This is a genomic window from Pantoea sp. CFCC18177, assembly GCF_059412425.1.
This window is the reverse complement of the sequence record NZ_JBNBPL010000035.1, coordinates 1-14,252: the sequence shown is the minus strand read 5'-3', so window position 1 is coordinate 14,252 and position 14,252 is coordinate 1. Positions and strand designations below refer to the sequence as shown.

The window sequence follows — 14,252 nt, the reverse complement described above, 5'->3', positions numbered from 1 at the left end:
GATTTTTTGTCAAGTACACTTTCCATGGTGATTGCTTTTTGAACTCTCGACTTGCTTCTCCAGCTCCCGCACACGCCCTATCAGCTGTAATATAGCGGCTGGATGCGCGGCCTCTATGTAAGCGCAGTCAATGGCAGTTAGGTCGCCATCTGTCGTGTTTACAACAGATTTACCGCTTTTATTGATAATGTATCCCCGTGCATACAAAGACACGCGAACATAGCGCCAAGGACCTGCGCTTGCTCTGCTCGCTAAGTCTTCCAGGCTGTTAAGCTCGTCTGATGTCATTCGCTAAACCTCTAACGTTTTATGACGGGGATTTTCCCGGTACATGTAGCGGAATATCTCCCGGTTCAGGGCCAGCATGACCCCATCCGGGCGACGCAGTACAAACTGACCAGGCATGAGAAACACCACTTCATTCGCCGGGGTCGGCAGCCTGATACCCTGCCCGGGATAGGAATTATCAATCCGGTGCTGCATCACCAGCTTGTGCCACCATGCCGGGTGTTCGGAACGGATGACCGGGAACTGGTTTCGGTCCAGCTCATAAAGCACGGCCTCAACCTCGGGGGCACGGGCAACAAAGTTAACGGGTTCGGCTGGCTGCATGTTAGACCTCTAACGCTAACTGAAATGAAATGCGATCCCGTGACTCACAGTAAATCAGTGACCCCGGGGCGTTGTGCGATTCGATTCGCTCAACCAGTACGGCGGCGCGGGTTTCACGGGAAGCGGGCGAGTAAGCCCCGGACCACGCTTTATCGATACCGATGTTCCGGGCCACGTTGGTGCTGTCAGCGCTGGCAAGCGGCAGCTTTGTGAATATGTGGGCCGACAGCATGCGCAGGCCGTGAAGCTTTGCCACCGGCTGACCGTGCTCGTCCGTAACGTGCCGAATCAGGTCTTTCATCCGTAACACCGCCTGCTTGGGGCGTTTGACGTCGTACTCCCCACAACTCCCGATGGCCACGCGGGGGAACCGGTGGCACAGGTGGATAAACCGCTCGTCACTCTCGTTCATGTGCCAGACCGGAACGCCAACCACGTCACCGTGCGGCCATTCGTCCAGCAGGGCGTCGTTCGCCTCTTCGCCGCCGTCTATCACGTCCGGGATAATGGCAAAGTCGAAGCCTGGATGATTTTTCCAGCGCGCCACAAACGCATAGTAATCAGTCCAGTCAATTTTGTTCTTTCCCGCTGCTTTCCACGCGGTAAACGCGCCATTGTCCAGCGCGAACGACTGACAGACCTCAACGGCCAGACTCAGCTGGTCAGGACGGGCAAAAGAGATAAACGCATGACGCCCGCGCCACGCTTTGAGCGCAGCGACGTCGGGTGTAATCGGGCCGCCGTGATAGTGGATCATGATGTTGCCCTCAGTGATAACACACGGCCATGTCGGCCAGTATTTTCTGCGTCGCCGTCAGCTGCAGCTGCACGTTGCGAATCTGTTGCGCCAGCAGGCGCCCTTCGGTGGTGTCGTCGCTGATGGCCTTCATGTGGAACGCGGCCAGCTGGTTGAATATCTCGCCGAGGCCGTCGCGCGCGCTTGCCAGCTCGCCGAATGCCTCAGTTTCTGTAATGCGTTTCATGTGTTCCCCTGTCATAAAAATGCGGGCGGGTGGCGTCCCTCCCGGCATGGCAACGGGGCGGCAGACCTGCCGCCCGCATTACCTCCTGTTAGCTGCGCTTACGGGCCGTGGCGGCCTCTCTGCTGATGACTTTATCCAGCTGGTGGGATAACCCTGCCTTGCGGATTTCGGCGCGCACACGCTCGCGCAGCGCGGCTTGTGTTGAACTGAACTGGAAGCGCTGACCAAAGAAGTTCACGATCACTTCTTTCGCCTTCACTTCTACCCGGACGCTGGCACCGCCAAACGTAAACTGAATCAGTTGTTCCACATTGTTCTCCTGTCGTTATTGCCTATGTCGCAGCAGGTGGCGTCCCACTGCAAGACAGACGATAGCGTCTTTCGATGTTTAGTTACAGCTAAATATTTAGCTACAGCTAAATATTTTTCGTTGACTGACCCCGGGCGTTTAACTAACCTTCCCCCATCAGATAACAGGCGCGAAGGCGCTCGGGGGCTTTGCATGAAACCGGTAGAAATGAACGATCTGAAAGGGAAGATGCTGAACACGGAGGAAGCGCGCGAAGGATACCGCGAAGCAGATCGCAATCTGGCCATCACCGGGTTGCTGCACGAAATGCGCGCGCACGCGAACATCAACAGGGCGGAACTGGCGAGGCGGCTCAACGTCACGCCGTCGTCAGTGACGCAGCTGGAAACGAACCCGGGGGGCGTGAAACTCAGTACACTGGAGCGGTACGCGGCGGCGTGCGGGGCAAAAATCAGCATCAGCGTTTCATACGATTAACCCGTGTGACCATGGTCACACGTAATCAGGGCGGTGCAGGTTACAGGGTCAGGCTGGCAGCTCTGCACTGTCCTGGCTTCCCGCGCAGCTCTGGATCTCTTCGATATTGTCCATCCACTGATCGAGGCAGTGCAGCATCTCTGGGTTAAGCATGACGCCTTCGCAGCTTTCCATCGCCAGTTTCAGAACGGACATACCCGAACGCATACGACTCAGCAGCGCATAAAGGCGCTCGGGGTTTTGTGGCGATGTTGTTTCATTTGTCATTGTTACAGTCCGTGATTAACTTTAACTAAACTCGCCGCCGGGAATGGCGGGTTGCGCCTATTTAGCGGGGTAGCTAAAAAGCGCATCCAAATAAGGGATCGGATAAATCTGATTTAGCAATACATTATCCCATGTGACGACAGGCGTCTACTGAATCACTCAATTTATTTTTGGCAGTTGCAATTTATTAAATTGGTTTTTAGCTGCGGCTAAAATTTCACTAAAAAGAGCAAGTTCTTATTTGTGACCAGTTAAATAGTTTATTTGTGGTCACACGCATTTAACCGAATGTTGCTCTGTTTTTTGACATTACTGTGTAGAGCGATGCGTAAGGAAAGCGTTAAAAACAAAAGGGCGGAATCCCCGCCCTCTATATCATCAAAATTTTTAATTCAATGAATAAAATGTTTCCGTTGTTTACGCCATGTACATTAAACGGGTCGGTACAGATAACCGCGAACGCCGCCGTCGCTTCGCTTAATTATCCGGCGCTCGATGGTGCCCGCCCGGACGCCTGCATCCATCACCCGGCGCATGGCCGCCGTGCGCAGGCCGACGTCAAAGCGCAGCACGTCAGTGGTCACGAAACCCGGGCCGCCCTGTCGGGCATTCTGCTCGCAGCGCAGGCGCAGCGCGTTCACAACGTTAGCCAGCTGGACCGCAGACATAGTCAGACCCCCGTGCCGTGGGTAAAGTGTTGCAGGCTCGACAGAATATGCTCGCAGGTCTTTGCCACAATCTGCATGTCGGCGGCGTGGTTCTGCTCGGCTTCGTCGTCCTTCCCGCCGGTGCCGCTGCCGTAGTCCAGCGCGCGCAGGCTGATCCCCGCGTTATCCGGCACGTCCAGCACGAACGACGCGACGCGCTTGCCGGACTTGTACAGGTCCATATCGGTCGTGCGCACCGTCAGATCCTTGAGCACTTCACGCACGTGCTCGTCCAGCAGGCTGACCCCGTCAAAAGTCACTTTAGAATCGCCCTCGCGCTCCACAGCAACCAGTTTCGCCCCGTCAGAAATCAGCAGGTCATCCGTCAGCGCGCGGGTGCCGTGACGCAGGCGGCTGGCAAGCTGGCGGCCCGCCAGCGGGAACACCACGGATTCAGTGTCCAGGCTGCCCAGCACGCGGCGCAGGCGCTTAAGCGCGGCCTCGCATTTCTTCACGGTGCTGCCCGCGCACCAGACCTTACCCGCGTGGAAGTCGTAAAGGATGTACACGGATAAATGATTTATTTTGGCGAACTTCACCGCCTCGCGTTCGGCCAGCTCGCGCACGGCTTCCATCGTTTCGGAGGTGACTTCGCGGCCTTCGTCCGTCACCTTTTGCAACCTTTCCTGATAAATATGATTCACCGTATAGGTGTCGGCTTTGCGCGACTGTTCACAATAAAGAAACAGATGGCGACCGTCGGATTTAATAAAGCGTTCGCTTTCCGTTAATAAAGCGAAACCTGACGCTTTATTTTGTCCGTCGGTTAATGAATCAAATGCGTGTTGTGATAAACGCATTTCAATATCGTGCGGAACTTCTTTCGTAGTTGTGAAAGGGAAAATTAATTTCCAGTGCTTCATGATTTTATTTCCTGTGCTTTCTTTCGCGCTTTATTCATTTGCTGCATGCGCGGCGTTAAAAAATTACGGCGAGGATTATTAAATGGTCGGGCGTGATAATCAGACGATTTACGCACGGGAATAAAATCGACGCCTTTCAGTCGGTTTAAATATTCCTGCATAAAGTCATATTCTTTTTCCGGTCGCATTCCGCATCCGGCGCGGGCATATACAGATTCCATGCTTCATTAACCTTTAGTGTGTGTCCGTGGTCACACAGGGTTGCGATTCGCCGGAAGGGCTGACCGGCGCGTTTTGCTGGCGGTGATACTTCTCTTCCCACAGCTCGGCGATGTACGGATCGCCGGGGCGGTTCATCCCGCACCACTCGGCGATCACGCTCTGCCGGTTGCTGGACGGGTAGGTCTGGATGCGGCACGACGGGCAGAACATCAGATACTCACCCCGGACGCTGGAGAAGCGCAGCGAGGGGCGGCCCGGTTCCCGGCGCATCAGCTGCTTACACAGGCAGACGGGCATCTCGCCGCTGTTGGCTTTCCTGACGGTGCTGTTTTCCCACATGGCGGATGGCCTCGTTGTCGTAGTCGTGACAGGCGCTGATTAACAGCGTCCAGCGCGGCAGGTAATTGTTCTGCCAGTTGTCGGGTTTTATTCCCAGTAGCTGGCTCAGCTCGGCCCAGCTATATTCCTTGCTGCCGCCGTTGATTTGGCTTACGGCCACCTGAACGGCCAGCCATGCGAGGCTCTGAACCCGGGCGTGCGTTTTAGCGTTCATTTTTTTAAGCCCAGCGACGGAAGCGAGATTTAGAAACCGATTCCAGACCTGTTTACAAATGATCAATTGATGATCAAATTTGAGGTTGTCGCCGTAGCAATATTTCATCCAGGAATGCCACGGGTCAGGAACCTTATTTGCTGCCTGCCGCCATATGGCTGACTGGAAAGCGCTTTCCAGAATCAGCGGCTTATTCTGTTTGAATTTTTTTCCCTCGCGATAGCGAACCGGCTCGGCGTCGATTTGCACCGCGCTGCCCTCCGATATCACCGTTCGCACCGGGCGGTCCGTGTAGCGGTCCCCGCCAGCGGTGTCGCTCATGATGGCGATCTGACCCTTCTGCGTCATCGGCAGGTCGTAAAGGGCGTTGCGTAACTGACCCCGGACAAAGCTATCGTGCATGTGCGCGTTTCCCTCTCGGCGGGCGGGATGGCGTTCCCGCTGCCATTGCCAGCGTGTAATCCGATTTCAGTGCGCCACCGCTTTTCACTTCGATTTCAAACTGGCGCGCTGGCGGCACCCGTTCCCCCCATTCCTGAACAGAGGCGCGGTGACAGCCAACAGCGCGCGCGATGGCGGCTTTACTGCCAAAAAAGGCGATAGCATCAGCGGTTTTCATGGGAGTGATGTTAAGTGCGCCTAACATGTTTGTAAAGTCTATTGTCCATCAGGATCAATATTTCTTCGACAGGTCGTAATTGCGTATGGCTGCCCTAACATTTTGGATGCTAAGATTGCACGCATGAACAGAGGAAAATGGCTTTCAGCTCGGCGCGAAGAGTTAAAATACGCGAACCCCAAGAACGCCAGCGACTACAGTCTGCGAGGTGTAGCGGCAGCAGTTGGTTCGACGCATGCCGCGATCAATCACCTGGAAAAAGCAGACGGAATGCCGACGCTGGAATTAGGTCTTAAACTGGCTGATTATTACGGAAGGTCGCCGGAATGGGTTTTGACAGGGAAGGACACCCGCGCGGAGCACGGGGTCCCGATTGTTGGAACGACGCAGACTGGCCCAAGCGAAGAGTTTTTAAAAGACGGGGTAGTGAATCCGCACGATCCGCAGTTTGTGAACCTGCCGAATAACTCTACACGCAGGCTGTACGCGCTTCGCATCGCGGATAACAGGGCGGCACCGGCCTATCAGGCGGGTGATGTGATTATTGCCGACCCTGACGAGCGTCCGATCCCGGGTGAATCGCATTTGTTGAAACTGCGCCGGGATGATAACTTTATTGCGGTCATGACATTAGTCACCGACATGAACGACGCTTTTGTGTTCAGTTCGCTGACGGAATTACACAGTCGTGAGGTCTTGGCGAAAGATGAAATTGAGTACCTTCACCCCGTGGTAGCAGTGGCGAAAGCCTGGACGGTGAAAAAAATCTGACAAGCACGTCATCCGTGTTTGTAAAGTCGGCTTTCCGTCGTTATTATTTTGCCGGTAATAACGACGCGCAGGCAGGCTGTAAAACTGGCGAATTAGTGAACGATTCCGAGTCCCGGGCGAAAAAAAACCCGGTTTTGCCGACCGGGTTCTTTAACTGATTCTTATTTCTGGTCTTAGTGACACAAGAAAAAGATTGTCTGTGAGAGACGTCTTTATTGTAGCTAAGACCGGACCCTGTGCGCAAGTTCAACGCGTACTGATTCTGGTCAAAAAATGACAATAACGGATTTTTACCAGGAGTTTTTTAACTCCGACCCTTACGAGATTCTGAGGGCAGGCGAGTCACAGATCGCCGCTATCGCTGAACAGGCTGGCTTTGACTGGTCTGCAAACGCATCTTCCATCCGTCTGATTGACGGCGACGGGGTCGCGACCAAGTTCCGCACCTACAACCGCCGCTATCCGGTCATGAACTCCCCGGCCCTGAAAAGCCACGCCGATATTTATTCCAATATCCGCACCAGCGGGCGCATTCGTTACCCCTTTATTAACTTCGTGGTGAAGCAGAAAGCCGCCGGTGAGTGGAGTGGCTACGAGTTCCTGAAAGGCGAATACGAGGATCACCTCCGCCGCAGTGCGGTGACGGTCACACAGTCCCCGGAAGAAATCCGCCGCCGCGAGGTGCGCCTGCAGCAGCAGGAAGAACGCCGCATCGCGCGCGAGAAGCAGGACGCCATCGAGCAGCGCAGGCGCGAACGCGCGCAGGCGCGCGAGCTGGCCTACTGGAACCGGATTAAAGAGGCGTTTGACGCAGCACCGCGTGAAGACGGCTCGCATCCTTACATCAACGACAAGCGCATCGGCGGCGTGCAGGCACATTGTGACCTGCGCCGTGTGACCCTGTGTGACCATGGTCACACGGAAAAAACGGAAGAGTTTTTAGCGATCCCGCTGCACCATCTTAACGGGGAATTCTCCGGGCAGCTGGCGGGCTGGCAGCGTATCTATGCCGATGGCCAGAAGAAGCAGACGACGGCCATTGAGGGCGTACCTTACAACGGCGCGGCCTTCGTCATTGGCGACCTGCACAGCGCGCAGAACGTGGCGGTCGTGGAAGGCTTCGCCACCGGCGCGACCGTGTTCATGGTCGATGATCGTTTTGATGCCGTGGTCGTCGCCATTTCAGCCGGCAACATGACGCACGTGGTGCGCCAGCTGGTTGACCTTGAAGGCGTATTTACCATCACCTGCGCGCTGGATAACGACCGGAAAAACCCGCGTCGCGGTAACACCGGCTTGCTGACCGGCCTCGACATTCTGGAGACGTTCGGCGGCGACGGCGTGAAGTGCATTTTCCCGACCTTCTACGACGAAAACGGCAGCGACTTCAACGACCTGTTTGTGCTGAACGGCAGAGCCGAAACCGTCACGCAGATGAAAACCAGCAAGCTGACCCGTCCGGCCAGCCTCTACGAAGCCGCGCTGCAGAAGCTGCGTTTCATGAATCAGGAGCAGACCACGAATTTCGAAGCGCAGGTGTTTAAGTGCGTGGACGTGGCGATGCTCTCCTGTCCGGCAGACATCAGCCGTGACCAGGTGAAAGCGACGCTTTCCGCCGAGCTGGCATCCATCGGGGCCGACGAACAGGTCGGTGTTAACGCGGCCAGCCGTATCGACTGGAAATACCGCGTGAAGAAAAAAGCGGCCATGGAGGCGCGCGGCTTCACTGACGCCATTACCGACCCGCGCAACCGTCCGGCGCACGTGAACTATCGCCGCCTGAAAACCACGCAGATTACGCCTGCGGTGCTGGATCTGGTCCTGCGCCTGTCGCAGACCGGACCGGTCATCGTGCGCGCGGGTATGGGGTCCGGCAAAACGATTAACCTGATGCGCCCCGTGATGCAGCTGGCGCACCGGGGCATTGCGCTCGCCAACCGCGTCAGCCTGATGCTGTCCATGCACGGCGTGATGCAGCAGAACGACGACGGCACCGGGTCCGATGCGGGCGTGTTTTACTACAAAGACGACATGACCGGCATTTCCCCCGAGCACATCAACAAGCTGACCATCTGCATTAATTCCATCATCAAACCCAAGTGGCAGCCGCTGTTAAAAAATCACGACTTTATCGGGCTGGACGAGGCGACGCAGGGGCTGCGCGGCATCCTTATCGGTAAGGCCATGGAGAACCCGGTGGCGGTGTTTAATCACCTGGTTGATTCGTTTGCCCGCACCACGGAGTGCGCCTTGCTGGTCGATGCGGATGCCAACGACTCGCTCGTTTCGTTCTGCGAACTCGCGATGGCCAAGCGCGCGAAAACCGGCCTCAAGCAGTGGGAAAAAATTCACGTCATCGAACTGCCGGTTGACGTGTCCTGCCAGCCGGAAGGGTCCGAACAGCGCCAGCCACTTCGCGTGCTCTACACCGACCGCGACCGCGTGTACTTTGAAATCATGGTCGCCGCCAAGCGCGAAGAGAAAATGCTGATCGCCACCGATTCGAAGGCGTTCGGCCAGCAGGTGTACGACCAGCTGATCACCGACTACCCCGATAAAAAATGGCTGTACGTCAGCCAGGACACCAAGATGCAGGACGACGTCATTGCGTTTATGAGTGACCCGAACGGCACGGTGCAGAAGTATGACGGCCTGATTTACAGCCCCGCGATTTCCTCCGGGGTATCGCTCAACAAACACCGCCACTTTACGCGCCACTTCGGCATGTTTTGCGGTCAGGTCGTGCCCTCCGATGCGGTGCAGATGCTGCGCCGCGACCGCAAGGCGGTGGAGTTCGTGGTCGGGCTGTCTCAGCTGCCCGGACGCAAGGAAACCAGCGAGGAAGCGCGCCGCAACGGCTTCGCCGGGGCGGTGAGTTTTACCGACCTGGTATTAAGTCAGGTGACGGACGTCACCCGCGACCCGGGCACCAACCGCGCCTCCTTCGGCCTGTCTGATTCTGACTTCGCCGACATGCAGTTCCGTCTGGCCGCGCAGGAAGCGGCCGCCCGCAACGACTTCAAAAATAACCTGATCCTGATTCTGGAGGCTGACGGCTACAACGTGCAGCAGCTGGCCCCCAACGATGCGCGCAGCGACGCGGGCAAGGAGATGCGCAAGGAGTCACGCGAGCGCATCTGGGAGCAGACCGTGCTGGTCCACATGGAAGCCGAAACGCCGACCGACGAGGTACGCGAGCAGCTGATGGAAGCCGACTATCTCGACGTCGTGCAGCAGGCCCAGCTGGCGCGCTGGGAAATTGAGCACGAGCTGATGCTCACCGTGACCCCGGAAAGTCTGGCGTTCTACATGGACGGTGGGCGCAAAAAATTAAGCCTGCTTGAGCTGATGCGCATGGACGAGGCCACGGCGGCCAGCATCGACCAGCATCAGGCGATGATCTGTTTCTCCTACAGTTTCCGCAAGGCGATGCGCACTAACTTCGTGTCCATCACCGCGCACAGCCGCAAAGAGGCTGACGAGAAGTTCCGACGCCTGCAACCGGGCGTGACCTCCTTCACCGTTCGCCATCAGCCGCTGGTTGAAGTGCCTAACCGCACCTTTGCCGCGTTGCACAGTCAGGCGCTGCGCCTCTACTTTGAGAAGTGCGGCATCAACACCGAAACCGGCGAGGGGCAGGCCACCAAAGAGGCGCAGAAAGAGGCGTTAGAAGCCGTCGTGAATATGGCGGGCGTAGACGCGTTTAACAACGTTTTACGCTTCGGGGGATACCTCGGACGCAATGGCGCGAAAAAACGCCCTGACGTCGTTTTTAAGGACATTTGCGGGGCGTTAGGGTTCGGGGTCGAGAATGACCGCGTTGGCCGCGCAGGGGCGCGCATAATGCGTCTGGATGGCGACAGCGTGGAATTCATGAACCAGCTGAACGCGCTGCGCGCCGAGGCGAAAAAATCGTTCTTTAACGTCAAGGCTGAACAGATGGATATGGTGCAAAATGATGATCCAGATCTTTTAGTTAGTCTTATAGATATGGAAAGATCTGGATCACTCTCCGAACCCCTCCCTGCCTCCAGTCAGGATGCCCCACAGAGCGCTGCAGAAGGTGCGGTGGCGCGTGCGATAGCCGACACCCCGGTACCGTTCGCATGGGTGCGCAGCGTGCTCAACAGAGGCGAGCTGGCGCAGCTGGCTGCCATGCCGTTGCAGCTGGCCCGGGCGACGCTCGCGGGCATGTACCTGACCGACCACATTGGCACCCTTAAACCTGCCGACCACGCGGCGTTAAAACGCTTGCAGGCTGGATAAGGTAAGGGCAAAAACAGGCGCAAATGACTGATCCAGATCTTTTCTTACTCTTATAGTAATAGAAACATCTGGATCACTAAAAAACCCCGCTACGGGCCGCACAGAGGGCACCAGATGGACACGCAGGAAAGGGCACAGGAAGCATGGCAATACAAACGGTCGCAACAGCTGCGCGGCGTGCGTGGCGTCCTCTACGCGACCGGCGCGTTTCGCATCTACGCCGACGGCAACCTGTTCCGCCCGCTTATGCGGTGGTGGCATCCCGTCACCTGGCTGATTTGGGTCATCATGCTGCCGGTGGCCATCGTCGTGTCGCTGTTCACGCCGTTCACTGTAATCAGCATTTACAGCGAAATATCATTTCGGCCCGTTCCCTATTTCCGGCAGAACCCGGATCAACTCTTCTTTGTGAAATGACCGTGCCCGCCCACCAGCTGATTTATTTTTTTTAACGGCCAATTCAGGCGCATAAATACCGGTGCGCTTTTCTTCCCTTCCCTTATTTCCAGCCTGACTTATACTGTATAAAAATACAGTATTTAAGAGGGTCAAACGCCATGGGTTTTCCGAGTCCCGCAACTGATTATGTTGAACAACGCCTGTCGTTAGATGCGCTCAGTAATAACCACGGCCCGGGGGTTTATCTATTTAAATCCGACCTTGAATCCCCGCTGGCGGGAATTAAGCGGGGCGCGGTACTGGTTTGCAACAGCGCGCTGGAACCGCTGGACGGCAGCCTGATTGCCATGGCGGTCGATAATCATTTCAAGGTGGTGCGGTTCCGTAACGTGCCGCGCCTCCACCTGGAAGACATTAACGACCCGGAACGCAAAATAAAGGTAAGCGAGGATGAAATGGGACTCGGGGAAGAGGGGATCTGTTTCGGGGTCGTCACGCACGTTCTGAACGACGTGCGCGTGAAGCTGGAAGGGGTGTAAAACAGCCGGGGCAGCTGCCCCGACCGGTTTAAAAGTGCAGCGTGGCTTTTTCCACCCCACAGGCGCGCGCATAGCGTGCCAGTGTGTCAATTTTTGCCGCTTCGATGTTCTTTTCCATGCGTGACAGCGTGGGCGGTGTGATGCCCATGCGTTCGGCCACCTGCGCGCTGGTCAGGCCCGCGTGGGCGCGCCATTCAGCCAGAAGCGCCTGCAGGCGCTCCTTGCGTTCTTCGGCTTCGTATGCGGCGCGGAACTCGTCGCGCTGCATCATATTCGCCTTTACCTCTGCCAGTGTTTTACCTTTCACCCTTCATTTCCTCCAGTCTGCGCCATGCCAGCTCTATCTCGGGGCGGGGCGTTTTCGGTGTCTTTTTGATGAATATCCGCAGCAGAAAAATCTGTTTCCCTGACTGATAAACCCACAGCCCCCGGGCAATATCGCCGCCCTTCGTGGTCAGTTCAAACAGTCCGTCGCCGATGGGCTTGCAGTGTGGCTCTCTCATGGCTTGCGGGTTCTGTTCCAGCTTTTCCAGTAGTTTGGTCATCTTCGCTGCGATGACCGGCGGCAACTCGATTAACTCTGTTTCCGCCTCGTCGTGAAACCGTACTGTAAACAATGTGCTTTCCTCCCTGAAAATAATATTAGCCCAAAGGCTAACTTAGCACAAGAGCTAAGTTAGCATTCAAGCTAATTATTTTATTCACCGTTAATCATGGTAAGCGCGCCATGCTTTTTCCATTGCTTCGCGGATGTTCTCCGCTTTGCCGGTCCACGCGAAACGCTCGCCGCCGAACTCATAGCGGATCACCCACTCGCCCGCGTCGTTGTGTTTTGGCGCATCAAACCGGGGGCGCTCGGCGTTCGCAGGTTCCGCAGGCGTCTCAGCCTCTTCAGTTTCGGCCTCGCTTTCCAGCTCGATGTCGAGTTCGTCATCGTCGTGCGCGTCGTCGGCTTCTTCCTCGTCTTCCTCCACCAGCTCGGCGGCGTGCTCGTCGTTATCCAGCACGATTTTTTTAACGCCGTCATCCAGCTGCAGGCGACCGTTGTCACCCACCGTCTGGCCCAGCGCCTCGGCGGCCAGCTCTAAATAGCGCTGAATCATTTTTGTGTTGAATCCGAACGGGCGCAGCCGTGAACTGTTGATGATGGCGTTCGGCTCGTCGGCAATGATGCGCTTAACGGTGTCGTGCATCTTGATTCCTGCGTCACCCCGGGCAAAACCGGGCATCAGGTCGTCCAGCTCCTGCAAGGCGGCCAGCCGGTCGTTTTCCTCGCCGGTTTCATACTTCCAGCTGGTTGAGAAGTTATGCAGCTTGAACTGCTTATAGTGCAGCTGCGTGCCTTCGTCATCGTGGCCGAGGATTTCAGAAAAGAAAACGTCCTCATCGACCTTTGACCAGCGGGGATCGACGCGGAACCATGATTCATAGGCGATACGGGCATAAATGGCGCGGCTATCTTTAAACACGCGGCGGTCATCGCTGAAAAACTGTTTCACCCATACGTTAAACGAGTTACCGAGCAGGGTCTGAATTCTGCCGTTTTCGGACCGCATATCGTCGTCACCATACCCCCGCACGACCTCGTCAAAGTCGGCAGCGGCCCCGCAGCCGCGCAGCAGGTTCAGCTTTTCCATAAACAGCCCGCTGTCGCACAGGGTGTAAATGGTGCGCGTGGTGCCGTCCTCCTCGCTGCGCTTTTTTGCCTGCCCGGTAAATTCGACCTTATTGCGCCCCGCTGGTTTGAACTCACCGAGGCGCATCACCTCTATCATGCGTCGCCCGGACACGGCGGCCAGCGCGAACGCCAGCGGGGCCATGCTGGCGCGCGTGCCGAAACTGAACCGGTTGGCGGGCGTGTGGAGAATATCGAGCACGGCCTGCATATAGGCCGGATAATCAATCAGCACGGTGCTGCGCTTTTTCTCGTCCAGGACGTCGCCCCACCGTTTTTGTATTGAGACGCGTTCGGCGGTGCTCAGTGTCAGCGAATACATGATCTCATGGTTAACGCGCAGGCCCATCAGCGCATCGAGCAGGTCGTCGCCCTCGTCAAAATACTGGAAGAGGCGCACCCGCGCTTCGCGCCAGTCAGGGGCGTTGAGGTCGAAAAGTGCGAGTTTCCACCCCGGGTATTTTGCGGCCAGACGGACCACTTTTTTTTCACCGGCCTTTGTCCCGATGCTCACGTCGCCGATTTCCTCGCGCAGCGGCATAATTTCTTTAAGGCGGGTAGTCAGCTCTTTGATGTGCTGGCGGATTTCTTTTGTCGGCAGCGACAGCCAGGACGTTAACTCATCAGAGTAAAGCGGGTGCTTTGCAGCCAGCGCCGTCACGTTTTTTTCAAAGGCATGGTGTAACCGGTCATCAAATTTTGAACGGGCTTTACTCATGTAAGTGTTGAATGTGTTGGCCGTGACGCGGCGTGTCAGCCCTTTGCCGCGAAACTTACGCTTGTCGTTAAACAGGGCATTTTTGAATTTATTCGCTAATGCCTTGTATTTCTTAGTTTTAACACCTTGTGGAATATCTGAGGTGTCCACCGCGTCCACGTCAGCCACAAGCGCGTTTATCATTTCGCCTAACTTGATTTTAGCCATTCTGCATCCCTCTGAGTCGTTTCAATTTATCGTAACACATTTACGAGACAAGTACATATGAAGG

General features: G+C 56.2%; 19 protein-coding genes. 5 read left to right on the top strand and 14 right to left on the bottom strand.

All coding sequences use genetic code 11. The features are described from left to right. Window positions 1–291: 291 nt before the first annotated feature. From ACPUC8_RS24145 to ACPUC8_RS24130, 4 genes are all read right to left on the bottom strand, one after another. Window positions 292–612 (bottom strand): hypothetical protein, encoded by a 321-nt coding sequence (locus ACPUC8_RS24145; protein WP_494927581.1) that lies wholly within the window; start codon window positions 610–612, stop codon window positions 292–294. A gap of 1 nt (window position 613) precedes the next feature. Next, complete coding sequence (locus ACPUC8_RS24140) at window positions 614–1,369, bottom strand: hypothetical protein (protein WP_494927580.1); 756 nt, start codon at window positions 1,367–1,369, stop codon at window positions 614–616. 10 nt (window positions 1,370–1,379) lie between these two features. Further along, complete coding sequence (locus ACPUC8_RS24135; protein ID WP_494927579.1) at window positions 1,380–1,595, bottom strand: hypothetical protein; 216 nt, start codon at window positions 1,593–1,595, stop codon at window positions 1,380–1,382. 88 nt (window positions 1,596–1,683) lie between these two features. After that, the gene (locus tag ACPUC8_RS24130) at window positions 1,684–1,905 is read right to left on the bottom strand and encodes a hypothetical protein (protein ID WP_494927578.1); all 222 of its coding nucleotides are present in this window, start codon (window positions 1,903–1,905) and stop codon (window positions 1,684–1,686) included. Between the two features lie 192 nt (window positions 1,906–2,097). Between ACPUC8_RS24130 and ACPUC8_RS24125 the strand changes: the two genes are divergently transcribed. Next, a complete protein-coding gene (locus ACPUC8_RS24125; RefSeq protein ID WP_494927577.1) occupies window positions 2,098–2,382 on the top strand; it encodes a helix-turn-helix domain-containing protein in 285 nt (94 codons plus the stop codon). A gap of 48 nt (window positions 2,383–2,430) precedes the next feature. Here the strand turns inward: ACPUC8_RS24125 and ACPUC8_RS24120 are convergent, their stop codons facing one another. From ACPUC8_RS24120 to ACPUC8_RS24090, 7 genes are all read right to left on the bottom strand, one after another. Next, on the bottom strand, window positions 2,431–2,649 hold the full coding sequence (locus tag ACPUC8_RS24120) for a hypothetical protein (protein WP_494927576.1): 219 nt from the start codon (window positions 2,647–2,649) through the stop codon (window positions 2,431–2,433). A gap of 431 nt (window positions 2,650–3,080) precedes the next feature. Then, window positions 3,081–3,317, bottom strand: a complete 237-nt coding sequence (locus ACPUC8_RS24115; protein ID WP_494927575.1) for a hypothetical protein — start codon at window positions 3,315–3,317, stop codon at window positions 3,081–3,083. A gap of 2 nt (window positions 3,318–3,319) precedes the next feature. Beyond that, window positions 3,320–4,219, bottom strand: coding sequence for a recombination-associated protein RdgC (gene rdgC / locus ACPUC8_RS24110; RefSeq protein ID WP_494927574.1), 900 nt, complete (start codon window positions 4,217–4,219; stop codon window positions 3,320–3,322). After that, complete coding sequence (locus ACPUC8_RS24105) at window positions 4,216–4,440, bottom strand: hypothetical protein (protein WP_494927573.1); 225 nt, start codon at window positions 4,438–4,440, stop codon at window positions 4,216–4,218. The genes rdgC and ACPUC8_RS24105 overlap by 4 nt, the downstream gene beginning before the upstream one ends. A 13-nt stretch (window positions 4,441–4,453) precedes the next feature. Further along, a complete protein-coding gene (locus ACPUC8_RS24100; protein ID WP_494927572.1) occupies window positions 4,454–4,711 on the bottom strand; it encodes a hypothetical protein in 258 nt (85 codons plus the stop codon). 7 nt (window positions 4,712–4,718) lie between these two features. Further along, entirely contained in the window at window positions 4,719–5,396 is a 678-nt protein-coding gene (locus tag ACPUC8_RS24095) for a bacteriophage antitermination protein Q (protein WP_494927571.1), read from the bottom strand. Beyond that, window positions 5,386–5,613, bottom strand: a complete 228-nt coding sequence (locus tag ACPUC8_RS24090) for a Cro/CI family transcriptional regulator (protein ID WP_494927570.1) — start codon at window positions 5,611–5,613, stop codon at window positions 5,386–5,388. Before ACPUC8_RS24090 ends, ACPUC8_RS24095 begins: the two co-directional genes overlap by 11 nt. Before the next feature lie 123 nt (window positions 5,614–5,736). Between ACPUC8_RS24090 and ACPUC8_RS24085 the strand changes: the two genes are divergently transcribed. The 4 genes from ACPUC8_RS24085 (at window position 5,737) to ACPUC8_RS24070 (ending at window position 11,588) form a co-directional block, all read left to right on the top strand. After that, window positions 5,737–6,384: a helix-turn-helix domain-containing protein gene (locus ACPUC8_RS24085; protein WP_494927569.1), complete on the top strand. Its 648-nt coding sequence runs from the start codon at window positions 5,737–5,739 to the stop codon at window positions 6,382–6,384. A 273-nt stretch (window positions 6,385–6,657) separates the two neighbouring features. After that, window positions 6,658–10,650 carry a plasmid replication protein, CyRepA1 family gene (locus ACPUC8_RS24080; protein WP_494927568.1) on the top strand — a complete coding sequence of 1,331 codons (3,993 nt, stop codon included), beginning with the start codon at window positions 6,658–6,660 and terminating at the stop codon, window positions 10,648–10,650. Window positions 10,651–10,764: 114 nt separating this feature from the next. Beyond that, a complete protein-coding gene (locus tag ACPUC8_RS24075; protein WP_494927567.1) occupies window positions 10,765–11,067 on the top strand; it encodes a hypothetical protein in 303 nt (100 codons plus the stop codon). 140 nt (window positions 11,068–11,207) lie between these two features. Next, window positions 11,208–11,588 carry a HumD family translesion DNA polymerase gene (locus tag ACPUC8_RS24070; protein ID WP_494927566.1) on the top strand — a complete coding sequence of 127 codons (381 nt, stop codon included), beginning with the start codon at window positions 11,208–11,210 and terminating at the stop codon, window positions 11,586–11,588. Between the two features lie 28 nt (window positions 11,589–11,616). Here the strand turns inward: ACPUC8_RS24070 and ACPUC8_RS24065 are convergent, their stop codons facing one another. From ACPUC8_RS24065 to ACPUC8_RS24055, 3 genes are all read right to left on the bottom strand, one after another. Beyond that, window positions 11,617–11,895 (bottom strand): helix-turn-helix domain-containing protein, encoded by a 279-nt coding sequence (locus ACPUC8_RS24065; protein WP_494927565.1) that lies wholly within the window; start codon window positions 11,893–11,895, stop codon window positions 11,617–11,619. Next, window positions 11,885–12,205: a type II toxin-antitoxin system RelE/ParE family toxin gene (locus ACPUC8_RS24060; protein ID WP_494927564.1), complete on the bottom strand. Its 321-nt coding sequence runs from the start codon at window positions 12,203–12,205 to the stop codon at window positions 11,885–11,887. The genes ACPUC8_RS24065 and ACPUC8_RS24060 overlap by 11 nt, the downstream gene beginning before the upstream one ends. A gap of 90 nt (window positions 12,206–12,295) precedes the next feature. Next, the gene (locus ACPUC8_RS24055) at window positions 12,296–14,188 is read right to left on the bottom strand and encodes a protelomerase family protein (protein ID WP_494927563.1); all 1,893 of its coding nucleotides are present in this window, start codon (window positions 14,186–14,188) and stop codon (window positions 12,296–12,298) included. Between the last annotated feature and the right edge of the window lie 64 nt (window positions 14,189–14,252).